The sequence below is a fragment of the Martelella radicis genome (assembly GCF_014196625.1).
Lineage (GTDB): Bacteria > Pseudomonadota > Alphaproteobacteria > Rhizobiales > Rhizobiaceae > Martelella > Martelella radicis.
In genome coordinates this window covers 239261-255790 of sequence record NZ_JACIDZ010000004.1, presented here as the reverse complement: position 1 = coordinate 255790, position 16530 = coordinate 239261, and the positions used below count along the sequence as shown (strand labels likewise).

The following is a 16530-nucleotide window of genomic DNA, read 5'->3' as shown; positions in this document are numbered from 1 at the left end:
GCCGCGGCGGGGCAACAAAAAAACTCGTGCCTGCCTGGAATAAAACAGGAGCCCGACGTGTCTAGGGGGTGAACGCGTCACTTTCGAACCCCGACGCGACAAAACGAAACGGACTGAAAGACATGATCAGGAAAGCATCCATTCTCGCCGCCGCCGCGCTCATTGCCGTCGCCGGCACCGCCTTTGCCGGCACCAGCACCTTCCGCACCGTGGACACCTATGACGGTCAGGTCCTGGCCGCGCAGAACGGTCACACCCTCTACACCTATGACAAGGACGCAAGGGACGTATCCGCCTGCTACGGTAGCTGCGCGACCGATTGGCCGCCATATATCGCCAACCCAACCGCGCAACCTTTTGCACATTTCTCGTTTGTGGTGCGCAAGGATGGGCAGAAACAGTGGGCTCTGAATGGCGAACCTCTCTATTTCCGGGCAAATGACAAGAAGCCTGGCGACGTCACCGGCGCAGACGTCAGCAATCTCTGGCAGGTCGCGCGCCCGGCCTGACCCCGAACCGGCGCGGCGGATACAACCCGCCGCGCCCGAACGCCTGTTCGAAACGGAGCTGCGGCGCTGCCTGCCGCAACTCGGCCGCATGGCGCAGAGCCTGGCCGGTTCGCCCGAGGACGGCGCCGACCTGCTGCAGGACACGATTGAACGCGCCCTCTCCCACCGGGCGCAATGGCATGGCGACAATCTCGGCGGATGGCTCTATGCGATCATGGTGCATATCAACGCCAACCATTTCCGCCACCGCAACACGCTGTCCTTTGTCGAAATCGATGCGGCCGAGGAATTACCGGACGACCATGCCGATGAAGATGTCGAAATCGACCGGCTGAGACTTGCCGATGCGCTCGACGCCTTGCCGCCGGCTGCCCGCGATATCGTGGTGATGTGCGACCTTGAAGGGTTCAGCTATGAGGAAATCGCCGACCGGCTCCATGTGCCGGCAGGCACCGTCATGTCGCGCCTGTCGCGCGCGCGGCATCGCCTTGCGGCCCACCTTGCCGGAGATGAAGCCTCACCGCAGCATCGGCCAAAGGCTTGCCACCAGCACCAGAGCCATAACGATATTGAACCATTTGAGCCGATCGCCGTAGGAAAGCCAATGCCTGAGCCCCGAGCCGAAGCCGGCCCAGAGCGAAATGCTGGGGATCGTGATCAGGCCGAACACGACCGCCACAATCGCGACGGAGCGACCGTAATGGGCGGGATCGGTAAAGACGGACATGGCCGTCAACGCCATGATCCAGCCCTTCGGATTGACCCACTGAAAACCGACTGCCTGAATGAAGGTGAGCGGCCTGCCGGTCGTCGCCTCGCTGGAAGACATCTTCCGCGTCGTGCCGATCTTCCAGGCGATCCACAGAAGATAGAGGGCGCCGGCAATCTTCGCGAAAACAAGGATGGGCGGAAAGGCGGTGATGACCGCACCCAGACCGGCGCCCACGCCAGCCATCAGAATGGCGAAACCCGCAACGACGCCAGATATGTGCGGCAGCGTGCGCAAAAAGCCGAAATTCACCGTCGAGGCGAAGACCATCATGTTGTTCGGGCCGGGCGTGATCGAGGCCGCAAGCGCGAACCCAAGCAATGCCAGAAGCGTGTCATGCGTCATCGCCCTGCCCTTCTTGTCTCAAGCCCGTACCGGAGCGGCGTCCCCTGATCCGGCGAAACGGGTCTCCTGACCTTATACCAAGGATCAATCATTGATCCTTCAGAATGCTGACGAAGCCTGTTGGAGATGTAAGAAGCCTGCTCCTCATTTTCCGTCATCCCGGCCTTGAGCCGGGATCCAGGCCAAATAGCGAGGGCCGCGGCGCGTAAGGCGCTGTGGCAAAAGGTTTTCTTGTAGCCCTGGACCCCGGCTCAAGGCCGGGATCACGGATGAGGGGGAAGCGTAGTTTGTCAAATAAACCGAAGGATCAATTCATCGATCCTTGGTATCACATGCCCTGCGGACCGCGGTTCATCGAGGCAGGACCCGTGCGGCAGATCTCGACAAGGCCGAGCGGCCGCATGATGGAGATGAACTGATCGACCTTGGAGACCTTGCCGGTCAGCTCGAACAGGAAATGTTCGACTGAGGCGTCTACCACCTTGGCTTCAAACGCATCGGCAAGCCGCAGCGCTTCCTGACGCTGGTCGCCATTGCCGACGACCTTGATCAGCGCCACCTCGCGTTCGACCGGAGGGGCAATCCCCAGTTCGCGGGCGCGCACCGAAAGATCGACCACCTTGTGCACCGGCACCTGCCGGTCGAGCTGCGCCTTGATCTGCTCCAGCACGTCGGGCGTGCCCTTGGTGACGATGGTGATGCGCGACAGGTGCGCCTCGTGCTCGGTCTCTGAAACGGTCAGGCTTTCGATGTTGTAGCCACGGCCGGAGAAAAGGCCGATGACGCGGGCAAGGACGCCCGGCTCATTGGCAACGACCACGGACAGCGTGTGGCGCTCCGGCGGCGCCGTGGGGCTGGAGATGAAATAGGCTGAACCGGTCGGCTGTAGTTTGGCGTTCATTGTTTCAAACCTTTCTCAAGCTCAGACGAGCTGACGGCCCTTGGCATCGATGGCGGTTGCGACGGCTTCGTCATTGGCCTCGTCCGGCAGCAGCATATCGTTATGCGCCCTGCCCGACGGGATCATCGGGAAGCAGTTGGCGAGATTGGCGACGCGGCAGTCGAAGATTACCGGCTTGGGACTGTCGATCATCCGCTGGATCGCCTCATCCAGGTCGTCCGGATTGTCGCAGTAGATCCCTTCCGCGCCGTAAGCTTCCGCCAGCTTGACGAAATCGGGCATAGCCTCGGTATAGGAGTGCGACAACCGGTTGCCGTGCAGGAGCTGCTGCCATTGCCGGACCATGCCCATATACTGGTTGTTCATGATGAAGATCTTGATCGGTGCATTGTGCTGGATCGCCGCCGACATCTCCTGAATGCACATCTGGATCGAGGCATCGCCGGCAACATCGATGACGAGCGCTTCCGGATGCGCGATCTGGACGCCGAGCGCTGCCGGCAGGCCATAGCCCATCGTTCCCAAACCGCCGGACGTCATCCAGCGCTTTGGCTCCTCGAAATCGAAGAACTGCGCCGCCCACATCTGGTGCTGGCCGACTTCAGTGGTGATGTAGAAATCCCGGCCCTTGATCGCCGCGTTCAGCCGCTCCAGCGCATATTGCGGCATGATCACGTCCTTGTTGGGCGTGTAGGCGAAGCAGTCGCGCCCGCGCCAGCGGTCGATATTGCCCCACCAGTCATCGAGCGACGGCTTTTCCGCCGGCAGCGCGCGCCAGGCGCGGACCATCTCTTCGAGAACATGCGCGACATCGCCGAGGATCGGGATATCGACGTGGATGTTCTTGTTGATCGAGGACGGGTCGATATCGATGTGGATCTTGGTCGAGTTCGGCGAGAAGGCATCGACGCGCCCGGTAATGCGGTCATCGAAGCGCGCGCCAATACAGACCATGACGTCGCAGTCATGCATCGCCATATTGGCCTCGTAGGAACCGTGCATGCCCAGCATGCCGAGCCAGTTCTTGCCGGACGCCGGATAGCAGCCGAGACCCATCAGCGTGGAGGTGATCGGGAAATTCGTCAGCCCGACCAGTTCGCGCAGCAGCCGCGTGGCGTCATCGCCGGAATTGACGACGCCGCCGCCGGTGTAGAGGATCGGGCGTTTCGCCTTGGCCATCAGCTCGACCGCCGTGCGGATCGCATCGGCATTGCCGTTGACCTCCGGACGATAGCTCTCGCGGATCGGATGGCCTTTGAGCGGCGTATAGCGCCCCTTGGCGAACTGGACGTCCTTCGGGACATCGACGACGACGGGGCCGGGACGACCGCTCTGGGCAATGCGGAAGGCCTCATGGATGACATTGGCGAGGTCGTTCACGTCCTTGACCAGCCAGTTGTACTTGGTGCAGGGCCGGGTGATGCCGACGGTATCGCATTCCTGGAAGGCATCCGAGCCGATCAGGGTCGTCGGAACCTGGCCGGAAATGCAGACCAGCGGAACGGAATCCATCAGCGCATCCTGCAGCGGCGTAACCGCATTGGTCGCCCCCGGACCGGAGGTGACCAGCATGACGCCGACCTTGCCGGTGGAGCGGGCATAGCCCTCGGCCGCATGGCCCGCGCCCTGCTCGTGACGCACAAGCACATGGGCGATCTCGTCCTGCTGAAAGATCTCGTCATAGATAGGCAGCACGGCGCCGCCGGGGTATCCGAAGATATGTTCAACCCCGTTTTCTTTCAGCGCCTGCAAAACGATCTCGGCGCCTGTCATCAAGTTGTCCGTCGCGGTCATCGTCATTTTTCCGTTTCGATGGTCTCTAGGTGTTTGCGTTCCTATCGGGCATAAAAAAAGGCCCCTTCAAGGAGCCTGTCGTCGCGCATGGGTGGCTTATGCCGGATGGTTACACCATCCTGCCCATGCGCGATCCCACCACAATAAGAAGTTCTTTCATAGCCATGCTTGGCTGATAGCCCGTCTTGCCGCATCAGTCAACGCGCGAGTGCAAGAAAAATAGCCAAACGGGCGATCGAGTGAAATTAAATTAGGCAGAACCGGTGGTGCCCGCCAAGGCTAAAGCGCTGTGGGATCGAGCCTTTTCCAGTCCTCACCCATCTGATTGCGAAACCAGGTCATCTGCCGCTTGGCATATTGCCGGGTTGCGGCACTCGCCCGCTCGATGACGGCCTCGCGGTCCATTTCCCCGTTGAGCATGGCTGCGATCTCGCGCACGCCGATTGCCCGCATCACCGGCATTTCGGGGGGAAGATCAAAGGCCAGAAGAGCTTTCACCTCCTCAACCGCTCCCTCATCCAGCATGGCGGAAAAACGCGCATTGATGCGCTGGTGCAGCACCGGGCGTTCGGGAAGGATCACCACCTTCTCGGCCGCCTCCGGACGGATCAGCGGCGGCGGCGTCTCGGCCTGATAGTCCGCGATCGATCGCCCGGATGCCTCCTTGACTTCAAGCGCGCGCACGATCCGCTGCCCGTCGGCAGGCTTAAGCCGCGCCGCCATGACCGGGTCGCGGTCGGCAAGAATGGCGTGAAGCGCCTCGGGGCCCTGATCTTCCAGTGCCTGCCGCCAGTGCGCGCGGATCTCCGCGGGCACCTCGGGCATTTCGGCCAATCCCTCGGTCAGAGCCTTGAAATAGAGCCCAGTGCCGCCGACGAAAACGGGCAACCGCCCCTCGCCTTCAAGCCGCGCGATCAGCGCCGCTGCATCGCGCAGCCAGGCGCCGGTAGAATAGTCCGCTCCCGCGGCGACATGGCCGTAAAGACTGTGTTCGATCCCCTGCATGTCTTCGTCCGAGGGACGCGCCGTCAGCACCCGCAACGTATCATAGACCTGCATGCTGTCGGCATTGATCACGACGCCCCCGGTCTCGCGCGCGCGCCGCAAAGCATAAGCGGACTTGCCGCCCGCCGTCGGCCCGGTTATCAGAACCGCACGCAGTTTTTTGTCCAAGGAATTCGCCATGGTTCTCGTTGCCACGCTTGTCGCCAATCCGTCAAACCCTGTTGTCACCTCGGAGCAGGTTTCAAGGGTTTCCGACGCGGTCGCGGTGGAAAAGGTCGACTGGCTGAACGAGGGCATCGCCGTCGATCTTCACCTTGCCCACCATATCAACCGGCAGGAAGCCGAAGCGGCGATCCGGGCGGAAATCGCGAACCTGCCCGTCGACCTCGTGATCCAGCCGCAGGTATGCCGCCGCAAGAAGGCGCTGCTGGCGGACATGGATTCCACCATGATCGGTCAGGAGTGCATTGACGAACTGGCCGCCGAAGTCGGGCTGAAGGACAAGGTCGCGGGCATCACGGCGCGCGCCATGAACGGCGAGATCGAATTCGAGCCCGCCGTGCGCGAGCGCGTCGCGCTGCTTGCGGGTCTCGATATCGGCATTGTCGACGAGATCATCGAAAAGCGCATCACGCTGACGCCGGGCGGCAAGGAACTGGTCGCGACGATGAAGGCCAATGGCGGCTATACCGCTCTGGTGTCCGGCGGCTTTACCGTCTTCACCAGCCGCATCGGCGCGATGATCGGGTTTGACGAGAACCGCGCCAACACGCTTATCGAGAAGGACGGCAAGCTGACAGGCCATGTCGCCGACCCGATCCTCGGCCGGCAAGCCAAGATCGAGGCGCTGCACGATGTCGCCCGGAAACGCGGCATTTCGGAGACCGAGATCATGGCCGTCGGCGACGGCGCCAATGACCTCGGCATGCTGGAGCTTGCCGGTTCGGGTGTCGCGCTGCATGCCAAGCCGACGGTTGCGGCACAGGCCGATATCCGCATCGACCATGGGGACCTGACGGCGCTGCTTTATATCCAGGGTTATCGCAAGGCGGAGTTCGTCGGCGGCTGAGGCTTCTATTCCAGCACCAGGCTCTTGATGCTGAGGGCGCCATCGGGCTCGGCGACCATGATCGAGACGCTGCGGCGGCCCTCGGAAATCAGCTCGACGATGCGCGAGCGAACCTCCTGCGGCGTCGTCACCGCGTCCTGGCCGACCTCGGCGATCACCATGCCGGGCATCAGCCCCTCGTCAGCGGCAGCGCTGCCCTCTTCCACCTCGGTGATCAGAACGCCCTCGACATCGCCGTCGATCTGGTAGAGTGCGCGGCCATTGTCGTCGAGTTCGGCAAGCGTCATCCCGTAAACGCTGACCGGCAGGCCGGGCGTCACGGCATCGCCATCGTCCATCGGCTCTTCCGTCTCGGCCAGAGCCTCTTCCACCTCTTCCGGCTCCTCCAGCAGTTCCGGCGTGACCTGAACCGTCATGCGCTCTCCTTCGCGGATGATCTCGACGTCCACCGGCTCACCGATGCGCCCCTCGGCAACAAAGCGCGGCAGGTCGCGTGGATTGTCGATCGGCTGACCGTCGAAAGTGAGAATGATATCGCCTTCCTGCAAAGGCCCGCCGTCGGAGGGGCCGCCCTCGATGATCGAACCAACGGCAACGCCGGCGGGATCATCGGCACCGAGCGAGGCGGCAAGCGCATCGCTTACCTCAAGGACACGGATGCCAATCCATCCCCGGCGCGTGCGACCGAACTCGACGAGCTGGTCGATGACGTTTTCGGCAAGCTCGCTCGGCACGGAGAAGCCGATTCCGATGGATCCGCCCGAAGGCGACAGGATCGCGGTGTTGATGCCGATCACCTCGCCATCCATGTTGAACAGCGGGCCGCCGGAATTGCCCTTGTTGATCGCCGCATCCGTCTGGATGAAATTGTCATAGGGCCCGTCAAGCTCGCGTCCGCGCGCCGAGACGATGCCGAGCGTGACCGAACCGCCAAGCCCGAAGGGATTGCCGATCGCCAGCACCCATTCGCCGATGCGGACCCGGCGTGAATCGCCGAATTTCACGGCTGGCAGCGGCTCGTCCGACTCGACCTTGAGCACGGCGAGGTCGGTCTTGTCGTCAACGCCGAGCAGCGTCGCATCAAGCGTGGTGCCGTCGGCAAGCGTCACCTCGATCGTGTCAGCATTGTCGATGACATGGTTGTTGGTGACGATGATGCCCGACGGATCAATGATGAAGCCGGAACCGAGCGAGGAATATTGCCGGCTGCGCGGCCCCTGCTCACCTTGAAAGAAATCCTCGAACAGATCTTCGAAGGGCTGGCCCTCGGGAACATCCGGCAAAGGCCGTGTCTCGCCGGACGGGCCGCCTTCCTCGGAGATCGAGATATTGACGACGGAGGGCAGCAGCCCTTCGGCGATATCCGCGACCGATACATCGGAAAGGGTCTGCGCAAACGCAGGCCGAACGTGCGCAGCGAGAGGCAGCACGGAAATGGCGGCAAGAAGGCCGGCGCCGACCACATGCCGGGCGATGGACCGGCGAACCGGGGAATTCAGCTTGACCGTCGTCATCATGCCTCCGTCCTGTCGATTGTCATCATAGCGGAAGGCCGGCGGGAAGCCTATCCGCGTATCAGCCAGACCAGGCCGACCCCGAGCGCGACGGCAATCAGGCCGGTTGCCCGCAAGGCACCTTCCGGCACCGTTGGCAAAAGCCGCGCCATGGCTATCAGTAGCGAAGGGGCCAGCGCATAGACCAGCCCCTCGATGATCAGATAGAACGCAAATCCGATCACAATGTCCTGAAGCAGCATTACTCGGCTGCCTGTTGCGCGGCCTCTTCAGCCGGCGCGCCACCGGGCAGCGCCGGGCTCAGCGGCAGTTCGCTCGCGCCGGAGGAGCGGAAATACTCGAAGAACTCCGAATCCGGCGACAACACCATGGTCGAGTTTTCCCCGAGCACGTCCCGATAGGCATTCATCGACCGATAGAAGTAGAAGAACTCCGGATCCTTGCCGTAGGCTTCACCGAGAATGAAGTTCCGTTCGGCATCGCCCTCACCACGCAACAGTTCGGAATCGCGGTTGGCAGCCGACTGGATCTCGACGACTTCACGATCGGCCGCAGCACGGCGGATTTCCGCTCGTTCGCGGCCCTGGGCGCGGGTGGCTTCAGCTTCGGCGAGACGTTCCGACTGCATCCGGGCATAGGTCTCGTCGGAGACCTCCGGCGTCAGGTCGGTCCGGCGGATACGCACGTCAACGATCGAAATGCCGAGCGATTCGGCGGCCGGGCGCAACTGATCGCCCACTTCCTGCATCATCGAAGCGCGTTCGCTCGAAAGAGCGGCCTGGAAGTCTCTCAGACCATAGACACGACGCAGCGAGGAATCGAGACGGGTGCGCAGACGCGAGACCGCCACATCCCGATCACCGGAAACCGCCTCGCGGAACCGTTCGGGATTGGTGATGCGGTACACGACGAAGGCATTCACTTCATAGAACTTACCGCCGGAGACCTGGACGCGAATGTCGTCTAGGTCAAAGCGCATGTCCTGATTGGAGATGAACTGCACCTTGTCGGCGCCGGCAAACGAGAAGGGCAGCTTGAAATAAAGCCCCGGCTCGCTCTTCACTTCCTTGATCTGGCCAAAGCGGATGACGAGCGCCTGCTCGCGCGGGTTCACGATAAAGATCGACGCATAAACGAGCAGAAGAAGGGCCGCGATACCGGCCAGGAAAACGAGAACACGATTGGATGACATTACTGGCTCGCTCCCTGGGTCAGGTTCTGTGTTGCGGCGGAAGGCGCCGTGGTGGAAGAAGACGACCGCTGGCTTGCTGCCGCATTGCGGTCAATCGCATCAAGCGGCAGATAGGGAATGACCCCCTGCCCGTCATCCTCGTCGACGATGACGTTCTTCGAGCGACCGAAGACATCCTGCATGGTTTCCAGATAGAGCCTCTTGCGGGTCACTTCCGGAACGGCGGCATAGGTCTCGTAGATCGAATCGAAGCGACCTGCCTCACCCTGTGCTTCCTTGACCACGCGGTCCTTGTAGGCGGCAGCCGCCTCGCGGATCTGCGCCGCTTCACCACGGGCAGCACCGAGTACGCGGTTCGCATACTGGTTGGCTTCCTCGAGATAGCGATCCTCGTCCTGTTCGGCGCGCTGGACCTCGTCAAACGCATCGGCGACTTCGGCCGGCGGCGCTGCTTCCTCGATGGAAACGGCATTCACGGTGATGCCGGCGCCATACTGGTCCATGGTGACCTGAATGATGTCCTTCACATCCAGTGCAATCCCCTCACGGTCGTCACGGAAGACGTCCTGGGCGGGACGCGAACTGACGACCTCGCGCATCGCGCTTTCGGAAACCTGCTGCAGCGTCTGAACCGGATTCTCGACGTTGAACAGGAAGGCTTCCGGATCGGTAACGCTGAAGAGCACGGCGAACTCGATGTCGACGATGTTCTGGTCCCCGGTCAGCATGATACCGGAGCGCGCGGCGCTGCCGCCACCGATATTGAGCTGTTGCTCGGTGATGTTCACCGTCTCGACCCGGTCGATCGGCCAGATCATCATGTGCAGGCCGGGGCCGGCGATTTCCTGCTGCGGCTTGCCGAACCTGAGCTCGACGCCGCGCTGATCCGGCTGGATCGTGTAAATCGACTGCATCACCCAGAAGGCCGCCAGCACGACGACGACGATCATCACCAGACCGATGCTGAAGCCACCCGGGAACATGCCCTTGAACTGATCCTGGCCCTTGCGGAAGAAGTCCTCGATGTCCGGCGGGCCGCCATTGCCACCGCCGCCATTGCCGCCGCCACCAGGGCGCCGGGGACCTTGTCCCCACGGACCCTGATTGTCGCCGCCGCCACCGCCCCCTCCCCAGGGACCGCCGCCATTCTGATTGCTCCAGGGCATTCACACCTCTTCCAAAATAGTCCGTTCCTGGCTGCGGAACCATTGCCGCAGCCGCGCATTGACGCATTAAGCGTTTGTCCCGTTATAGGGACGCGACAAGGCGCTTTCAACGCGATCGGTCAACTGTGCAGCCAAATCGCGGTAAATTCCTGTTCATCGGCCTTTGCGGGCATAGATCACGTAGCGGGTCGGATAGTCGTCCTTCTCGCCGGCCGGAACGCTTTCGCTCGTCTCGACGCGCCAGACCGCGGGATCGATCTCGGGAAACACCGTATCGCCCTCAAGCGCCTTCTCAACATGGGTGATGTGAAGCCTGCCGGCAAAAGACATCGCCTGCCGGTAGATCTCGCCGCCACCGATGATGCAGACGTCCTTGTCGTTGCCCGCTTCCTTGCGCGCGACTTCAAGAGCCCTGTCCAGGTCATTGACGACAATGCAATTTTCCGCCGAGAAATCGGGATCGCGGGTGACGATGATATTGGTGCGGTTCGGCAGCGGCCGACCGATCGACTGGTAGGTCTTGCGCCCCATGATCACCGGATTGCCCGAGGTGATCGCCTTGAAGCGCTTCAGGTCGGAGGAAAGCCGCCAGGGCATGTCGCCATTGCTGCCGATCACGCCGTTCTCGGCGACCGCGGCGATCATCACGATGTCATTCATGGCCATTCTCAAACCGCAATCGGCGCCTTGATCGACGGCGCGGCTTCATAGCCCTCGAGAACGAAATCCTCGAAGGTGAAGGCGAACAGATCGTCGACGTCCGGATTGAGCCGCATTACCGGCAGGCGCCCCGGAACGCGGGAAAGCTGCTCGCGCGCCTGCTCGAAGTGGTTGGCGTAGAGATGGGCGTCGCCCAGCGTGTGGACGAAATCGCCGGGCTTCAGGCCGGTCACCTGCGCCACCATCAGCGTCAGCAGCGCGTAGGAGGCGATGTTGAACGGTACGCCGAGGAAGATGTCGGCGGAGCGCTGATAGAGCTGGCAGGAGAGCTTTCCGTCCGAAACATAGAACTGGAACAGGCAGTGGCAGGGCGGCAACGCCATGTTGTCGACCTCTGCCGGGTTCCAGGCGGTGACGATATGGCGGCGACTGTCGGGATTGGTGCGGATGTTTTCAACCACCTTGGCGATCTGATCGATATGGCCGCCGTCCGGCGTCGGCCAGGAGCGCCACTGCGCACCGTAAACGGGACCGAGATCGCCGTTCGCGTCGGCCCATTCGTCCCAGATCGAGACGCCGTTTTCCTTCAGATAGGCGATGTTCGTGTCGCCCTTCAGGAACCACAGCAGTTCATGGATGATCGAGCGCAGATGCAGCTTCTTGGTGGTCAGCACCGGAAAGCCCGCCGCAAGGTCATAGCGCATCTGGTAGCCGAAGACGGAGCGCGTGCCCGTGCCGGTCCGGTCCGCCCGGTCGGTTCCGTTTTCAAGCACGTGGCCCAGAAGGTCCAGATATTGGCGCATGATGCTCCCTCGTTCGAAGTCGGTTTCTTCTTCTATCGCGACGAAAGGCGCCGGGAAAAGGGCCCGCAGACGCCTTTCCCCGCCTTTTGCGCGCCACCCCCCTTTGCAGAAGCTTTTGAAACACTTATATCAAGCGTGCCGGCTTGACCGGCTATGGTGATAAACGGCGTTGTAATAAGCTCATTGGACCCGGGGGCGGTACCCGGCGCCTCCACCACAAACAGGCGGTTCAGGCCTTTTTGTGATGGGGGCGAAACAGGATCGACAAGAGTGTAAAGAACGACCTTTTGCCCGGCATGATACCACCGTTATCGGGTCAAACGAGTAGTTGCAAATGACAACAAAGCTCAGGGTTACGCTGTAGCTGCCTAATGGCGGTTCCAGAAACCCACCTTAAGTCCTTGCGGGTAGCACTGTAAGGCGGGGTCCGGAGGCACCTGGCAACAGAAGCCTCCACCTGAATTTGAACAAAATCCCCTATAATGATTGCGCTTCTGCATCAGGCGACTTAATTGGCTATAGTCAGAGCGCAACCGAACGGCCAAGGGCAGGAAAGACGTGATGGGGCAAGACCATATTCGCTACGACATTCTGGCACAGGACGCACTGCGCGGCATGGTGCGCAAGGTGCTCGCAGAGGTCGCCGCAACAGGCCACCTGCCCGGTGAGCATCACTTCTTCATCACCTTCCTGACCAATGCCCCCGGCGTGCGCATTTCCCAGGCGCTGAAGGAAAAATATGCCCAGCAGATGACCATCGTCATCCAGCACCAGTACTGGGACCTGAAGGTGACCGACAGCCATTTCGAGATCGGCCTGTCCTTCTCGGATGTGCCCGAGCGCCTCGTCATTCCCTTCAACGCGATCGTCGGCTTCTATGATCCCTCGGTGAATTTCGAGCTCGAATTCGACGTCGCGACGCTGGACCTCGAAGACGAAAAGCCGGCCGAACCCGAAAACGAAGGCGGCGATGATGACGGCCCCGGCGGCGATGACGGCGCTTCGGTCGTCTCCCTCGATGCCTTCCGCAAGAAGCACTGACAGCCGATGTGCGCCGAGATCGTCAATCTCAGGATGAGCCGCAAGCGCGCGGCACGGCAGAAGGCAGCCGACGACGCTGCTGAAAACCGGGCGATCCACGGCCGCACCAAGGGCGAAAAGAACCGCGACAGGCTGGAACGCGACAAAAGCGAGCGGCGCTTTGAGCAAGGGCGCATCGAGCGCCTGACGCTTTCCCCTTTGCCAGGGGACAAGGACGATTGATCCGCAAGCGCTCCGTCAGCCTCCATGGCCACCGCACGAGCTTTTCCCTTGAAGATGCGTTTTTCGAGGAAATCAAGACGATAGCCGGAAAGCGCGCAACAAGCCTCGCCTCCCTTCTCAGCGAAATAGACGAAACGCGAGAGCCGGATGTGAACCTTTCATCCGCCGTGCGTCTGTTCGTGCTGGACGACCTCAAGGCAAGGCTTGGCGAATAGCGCCCTACTCTGCGGCATCCCGCCGCTCCGGCTCGTCGGCCGGGGCATCCGGGCTTCCACCCGCCGTCTGCCGGTCAAGATCGGGAAAGGCGACGATGCGCAGGCCGGCAAGATCGGTGTGCAGCACGATCAGCCCCTGCTCCTCGAACCAGTCGAGAAAGCGCCTGGCCCGGCGCGCCGAATGCGTGCCATAGGCGCGCGCGATCATGGCGTCCGAGGGGCAGGCATCGCCGGCGATCGCCGCCTTTGCCAGCATCAGGAACACGCCCTGAAGGTCTTCCGTCACATGCGCGAGCAAGGACACCGCCATCTGCCATTGCTCGCTTTCCACCATCGCCGCGTCCGCGCCCGAGCGGGCGATCGCGAGGCGGCGGCGGAATTCGTTCATGGCAAGCGGAGCGCCGGATATCCGTTTCATCCGACCGCGCATCAGGAAATCCTGGTAAAGCTCTGAATCAGAACGAAAAGCAGATTCCGGAGCGCCGGCGATTTCCGCCAGCGTCATCGCAATCCAGTCGTCCTTCTCCTCATCCGACATCGCCGGCGCACGCGGACCGCGGGTCGGCGCCTCCGGCGTTTCTGCCTCTTCGGAAGACTTCGACAGCGCATCCATGATGTCGACGGTCGGGCGCGGACGCGGGGCCACCCGGCGCGGAGCCGAGGCCTGGCGAGCCATGTCTTCCGGATCGGGCGTGAAGATCAGGTCTTCGACATCCTCCGGCTTTTCCGGCAGCGGCATCAGTTTCGGGCTGGAAGAGCGCGCCGATGTCTCCACCGGGCCGATGGTCACCGGCAGCGGACGCCGCGACAGCGCCGGGCCGAGCGCAACGAAATTGCCGCGCTTCAGATCACGGAATTGCTCGGCCTGGCGGCGGTCCATGCCGAGAAGATCGGCCGCGCGCGCCATGTCGATATCGAGGAATGTCCGGCCCATGAGAAAATTCGAGGCTTCCGCCGCAACATTCTTGGCAAGCTTCGCCAGACGCTGGGTCGCAATCACGCCTGCCAGACCGCGTTTTCTACCACGACACATCAGGTTGGTCATGGCGCCGAGCGAGAGCCGACGCACCTCCTCGCTCACCTCGCCGCCGGAAGTGGGGGCAAACATCTGCGCCTCATCGACCACCGTCAGAACCGGATACCAATAGTCGCGATCGGCATCAAACAACGCGTTGAGAAAGACAGCAGCGGCGCGCATCTGGTCGTCGATCTCGAGACCTTCCAGCGTCAGCACGCAGGACACGCGATGCTGGCGGATGCGATTGGCAATGCCGATCAGTTCACCCTCGGAGCGCTCGGCATCGACCACGATATGGCCGAAAGCCTCAGACAGGGTGACGAAGTCGCCCTCAGGATCGATCACCACCTGTTGCACCCATTTGGCGGATTGCTCCAGAAGCCGGCGCAGGAGGTGGGATTTACCCGAGCCGGAATTGCCCTGCACCAGAAGACGGGTCGCCAGCAGCTCCTCGATATCGAGTTTGGCCACGTCACCCGCCGATGTCGTTCCCATATCGATATCGACCTGCACTTTTCGCCTTTGCCTTCTTTTCGGTGTTGCGCCCGTTTGTAACAGGTCATGAGTGCCCGTGCCGAGACCTTGCGGCGTTACCCACAGCTTTCCGGGCTGACGATCCTCAGCGCCTCCGCGGGCAGGCCGAAGGTTTCGGCCAGGCCTGCCTGTCCGGTGCGCGTCAGCGTCAGGGCGCGACCGTCGCCGGCCGGCCTCAACCAGTGCCGCTCACGGCAGCGTTGAAGCATCGCGGCGCCGAGCCAGCCGCCGATGTGAGGCCGGCGCTCACTCCAGTCGAGACAGGTCCGGCAAAGCGCCCGCCGGCTCTTTCTGGCGGCCGAGAGCGAGATGCCGAACTCTGCCAGAAATACCTCTCCCCTTTCGGTCACCATGCCGGCATTTCCATCGAAGAAAACCGCACCGGACTTCACCATCGAATCGGCGATGCCGACCGCGATCGCACCGGCCATGTGGTCGTAGCAGGTGCGCGCCACCCTCAGCGCTTCGTCCTTCGGTCCTGTCGGGCGGTATCGCACGGGGCCGATGGCCGACAGAAGGCTGAGATGTTCCAGCGTTTCGGCGACCTCGGCCGAAGCCAGCCGGAAATAGCGGTGCCTGCCCTGTTTTTCGACGGTGACCAACTGACCATCCACGAGCCTGGAAAGATGATTGCTCGCCGTCTGCGGCGAAACACCCGCGCATTCGGCCAGTTCCCCCGCCGTCAATGCCTTGCCGCCGAGAAGCGCCGCCAGAATGTTCGCGCGCGAAACATCGCCGATCAGGGCAGCGACGGCGGCGAGCGTATTTCCCGAAACCATGTTTGTCATAGCTCTCAATCTACCACCGCAAACTGCCGCCGTCAGCGTCCGTTACTTCGTTCCCGATCGAAGCATGCGCGAATGCAGACGGGCTATTGCCTTCGACTCCAACCGAAGGAAAAGCCCATGCATGAGATCGTGATCGCCAAGCCCCGCTCCCTACCCACGAAGGTCGCCGCAGGCGCCTGCAATCTGGCGAGGCTGATCTTCATCCGCTGGCCGCAGCGCCGCCGGCAACGGCTGCATCTCCTCGAAATGACCGACGAGCGGTTGCGGGATATCGGCATCGAGCCGCATCAGGTGCGACAGGAGGCAAGTCGCCCATTCTGGGACTAGCCGCGCACATTCTTCAAAAACGCCTCGAAGGCCGCGAGCGTCTCGTCGGAGACATGATGCTCGATGCCCTCGGCGTCGAGTTCGGCGGCCTCTTTGGGAACGCCGACAGCCAGAAGCAGATCGAAAACCAGGGCGTGGCGGATGCGGGCCTTCTCGGCCATGGCCTCGCCGGCTTCGGTCAGAAACACGCCGCGATAGGGCCGCGATGTCGCAAGCCCCTCGCGCTTCAGCCGTGAGACGGCCTTTGCCGCCGTCGGATGGGCGATGCCCATGGCTCGCGCGATATCCACGAGCCGCGCTTCCCCATGCTCCGCGGTCAGGTCGGCAATCAGTTCGGTATAATCTTCCAAAAGCGCGGAGGCGCGCTCCGAACGGGCCTTGGAAAACCGATCCGCCTGACTATCGGGTCCGTCACTCATGTCCCTGTCTCAACTCCCTGCCCGAAGACCGCATTTTCCCGAAAACACGCTTCGCTTCATCTCTTCCTTCCGGCGTTTTCGCGCCAAGGAACGGCTCTGTTCCGCCTCGCCGCACAAGAAGGAATGCCATCGCCGTCCGGCGCGCGCGGCTCTGAAAACAGAGCCGCGTGATATGGCGAAATTAAGCCCTATCACATTTTCAAGCCCAGGCTAAACTTTGTCACCTCAATACCAGGCGG

General features: G+C 62.1%; 19 protein-coding genes, 1 other RNA gene and 1 pseudogene. 8 read left to right on the top strand and 13 right to left on the bottom strand.

What is annotated here, in order from left to right:
- Positions 1 to 122 precede the first annotated feature (122 nt).
- The gene (locus GGR30_RS08480; RefSeq protein ID WP_183484801.1) at positions 123 to 509 is read left to right on the top strand and encodes a COG4315 family predicted lipoprotein; all 387 of its coding nucleotides are present in this window, start codon (positions 123 to 125) and stop codon (positions 507 to 509) included.
- Positions 412 to 951 (top strand): annotated as a pseudogene (locus tag GGR30_RS23745) (RNA polymerase sigma factor); the annotation flags it as partial. The gene GGR30_RS08480 and the pseudogene GGR30_RS23745, both read left to right, overlap by 98 nt.
- A gap of 75 nt (positions 952 to 1026) precedes the next feature.
- Here the strand turns inward: GGR30_RS23745 and GGR30_RS08470 are convergent.
- The 4 genes from GGR30_RS08470 to miaA form a co-directional block, all read right to left on the bottom strand.
- A complete protein-coding gene (locus GGR30_RS08470; protein ID WP_183484798.1) occupies positions 1027 to 1623 on the bottom strand; it encodes a LysE family translocator in 597 nt (198 codons plus the stop codon).
- Positions 1624 to 1951: 328 nt separating this feature from the next.
- Positions 1952 to 2524: an acetolactate synthase small subunit gene (gene ilvN / locus GGR30_RS08465; protein ID WP_138749627.1), complete on the bottom strand. Its 573-nt coding sequence runs from the start codon at positions 2522 to 2524 to the stop codon at positions 1952 to 1954.
- A 21-nt stretch (positions 2525 to 2545) separates the two neighbouring features.
- Positions 2546 to 4318 carry an acetolactate synthase 3 large subunit gene (locus tag GGR30_RS08460; RefSeq protein WP_183484795.1) on the bottom strand — a complete coding sequence of 591 codons (1773 nt, stop codon included), beginning with the start codon at positions 4316 to 4318 and terminating at the stop codon, positions 2546 to 2548.
- Positions 4319 to 4597: 279 nt separating this feature from the next.
- On the bottom strand, positions 4598 to 5503 hold the full coding sequence (miaA, locus tag GGR30_RS08455) for a tRNA (adenosine(37)-N6)-dimethylallyltransferase MiaA (RefSeq protein WP_183484792.1): 906 nt from the start codon (positions 5501 to 5503) through the stop codon (positions 4598 to 4600).
- On the opposite strand from miaA, the gene serB reads away from it, so the two are divergent.
- On the top strand, positions 5502 to 6392 hold the full coding sequence (serB, locus tag GGR30_RS08450) for a phosphoserine phosphatase SerB (RefSeq protein ID WP_183484789.1): 891 nt from the start codon (positions 5502 to 5504) through the stop codon (positions 6390 to 6392). The genes miaA and serB overlap by 2 nt on opposite strands.
- Before the next feature lie 5 nt (positions 6393 to 6397).
- On the opposite strand, the gene GGR30_RS08445 is transcribed toward serB, so the two are convergent.
- From GGR30_RS08445 to GGR30_RS08420, 6 genes are all read right to left on the bottom strand, one after another.
- Complete coding sequence (locus GGR30_RS08445; protein WP_183485055.1) at positions 6398 to 7906, bottom strand: Do family serine endopeptidase; 1509 nt, start codon at positions 7904 to 7906, stop codon at positions 6398 to 6400.
- A gap of 50 nt (positions 7907 to 7956) precedes the next feature.
- Complete coding sequence (locus GGR30_RS08440) at positions 7957 to 8148, bottom strand: DUF2065 domain-containing protein (protein WP_183484786.1); 192 nt, start codon at positions 8146 to 8148, stop codon at positions 7957 to 7959.
- Complete coding sequence (gene hflC, locus GGR30_RS08435) at positions 8148 to 9098, bottom strand: protease modulator HflC (RefSeq protein ID WP_183484783.1); 951 nt, start codon at positions 9096 to 9098, stop codon at positions 8148 to 8150. Before hflC ends, GGR30_RS08440 begins: the two co-directional genes overlap by 1 nt.
- Positions 9098 to 10264 carry an FtsH protease activity modulator HflK gene (hflK, locus tag GGR30_RS08430; protein ID WP_183484780.1) on the bottom strand — a complete coding sequence of 389 codons (1167 nt, stop codon included), beginning with the start codon at positions 10262 to 10264 and terminating at the stop codon, positions 9098 to 9100. Before hflK ends, hflC begins: the two co-directional genes overlap by 1 nt.
- A 153-nt stretch (positions 10265 to 10417) precedes the next feature.
- Positions 10418 to 10924 (bottom strand): dihydrofolate reductase, encoded by a 507-nt coding sequence (locus tag GGR30_RS08425; RefSeq protein WP_425488342.1) that lies wholly within the window; start codon positions 10922 to 10924, stop codon positions 10418 to 10420.
- 8 nt (positions 10925 to 10932) lie between these two features.
- The gene (locus GGR30_RS08420) at positions 10933 to 11727 is read right to left on the bottom strand and encodes a thymidylate synthase (RefSeq protein WP_183484773.1); all 795 of its coding nucleotides are present in this window, start codon (positions 11725 to 11727) and stop codon (positions 10933 to 10935) included.
- Between the two features lie 98 nt (positions 11728 to 11825).
- On the opposite strand from GGR30_RS08420, the gene ssrA reads away from it, so the two are divergent.
- From ssrA to GGR30_RS08400, 4 genes are all read left to right on the top strand, one after another.
- Positions 11826 to 12185: a transfer-messenger RNA gene (gene ssrA, locus GGR30_RS08415) on the top strand.
- A gap of 103 nt (positions 12186 to 12288) precedes the next feature.
- Positions 12289 to 12768, top strand: coding sequence for an SspB family protein (locus tag GGR30_RS08410; RefSeq protein WP_183484770.1), 480 nt, complete (start codon positions 12289 to 12291; stop codon positions 12766 to 12768).
- A gap of 6 nt (positions 12769 to 12774) precedes the next feature.
- A complete protein-coding gene (locus tag GGR30_RS08405; protein ID WP_183484767.1) occupies positions 12775 to 12990 on the top strand; it encodes a DUF4169 family protein in 216 nt (71 codons plus the stop codon).
- A complete protein-coding gene (locus GGR30_RS08400; RefSeq protein ID WP_183484764.1) occupies positions 12987 to 13205 on the top strand; it encodes a ribbon-helix-helix domain-containing protein in 219 nt (72 codons plus the stop codon). The genes GGR30_RS08405 and GGR30_RS08400 overlap by 4 nt, the downstream gene beginning before the upstream one ends.
- Before the next feature lie 4 nt (positions 13206 to 13209).
- Here the strand turns inward: GGR30_RS08400 and GGR30_RS08395 are convergent, their stop codons facing one another.
- Entirely contained in the window at positions 13210 to 14736 is a 1527-nt protein-coding gene (locus GGR30_RS08395; protein WP_183484730.1) for a helicase HerA domain-containing protein, read from the bottom strand.
- 77 nt (positions 14737 to 14813) lie between these two features.
- Positions 14814 to 15536, bottom strand: coding sequence for an ArsR/SmtB family transcription factor (locus GGR30_RS08390; protein ID WP_425488344.1), 723 nt, complete (start codon positions 15534 to 15536; stop codon positions 14814 to 14816).
- A gap of 126 nt (positions 15537 to 15662) precedes the next feature.
- Here GGR30_RS08390 and GGR30_RS08385 point away from each other — a divergent pair, with 126 nt between their 5' ends.
- Positions 15663 to 15872 carry a DUF1127 domain-containing protein gene (locus GGR30_RS08385; RefSeq protein WP_210287982.1) on the top strand — a complete coding sequence of 70 codons (210 nt, stop codon included), beginning with the start codon at positions 15663 to 15665 and terminating at the stop codon, positions 15870 to 15872.
- Here GGR30_RS08385 and mntR read toward each other — a convergent pair.
- Positions 15869 to 16291, bottom strand: a complete 423-nt coding sequence (mntR, locus tag GGR30_RS08380) for a manganese-binding transcriptional regulator MntR (protein WP_183484721.1) — start codon at positions 16289 to 16291, stop codon at positions 15869 to 15871. The genes GGR30_RS08385 and mntR overlap by 4 nt on opposite strands.
- Positions 16292 to 16530 lie beyond the last annotated feature (239 nt).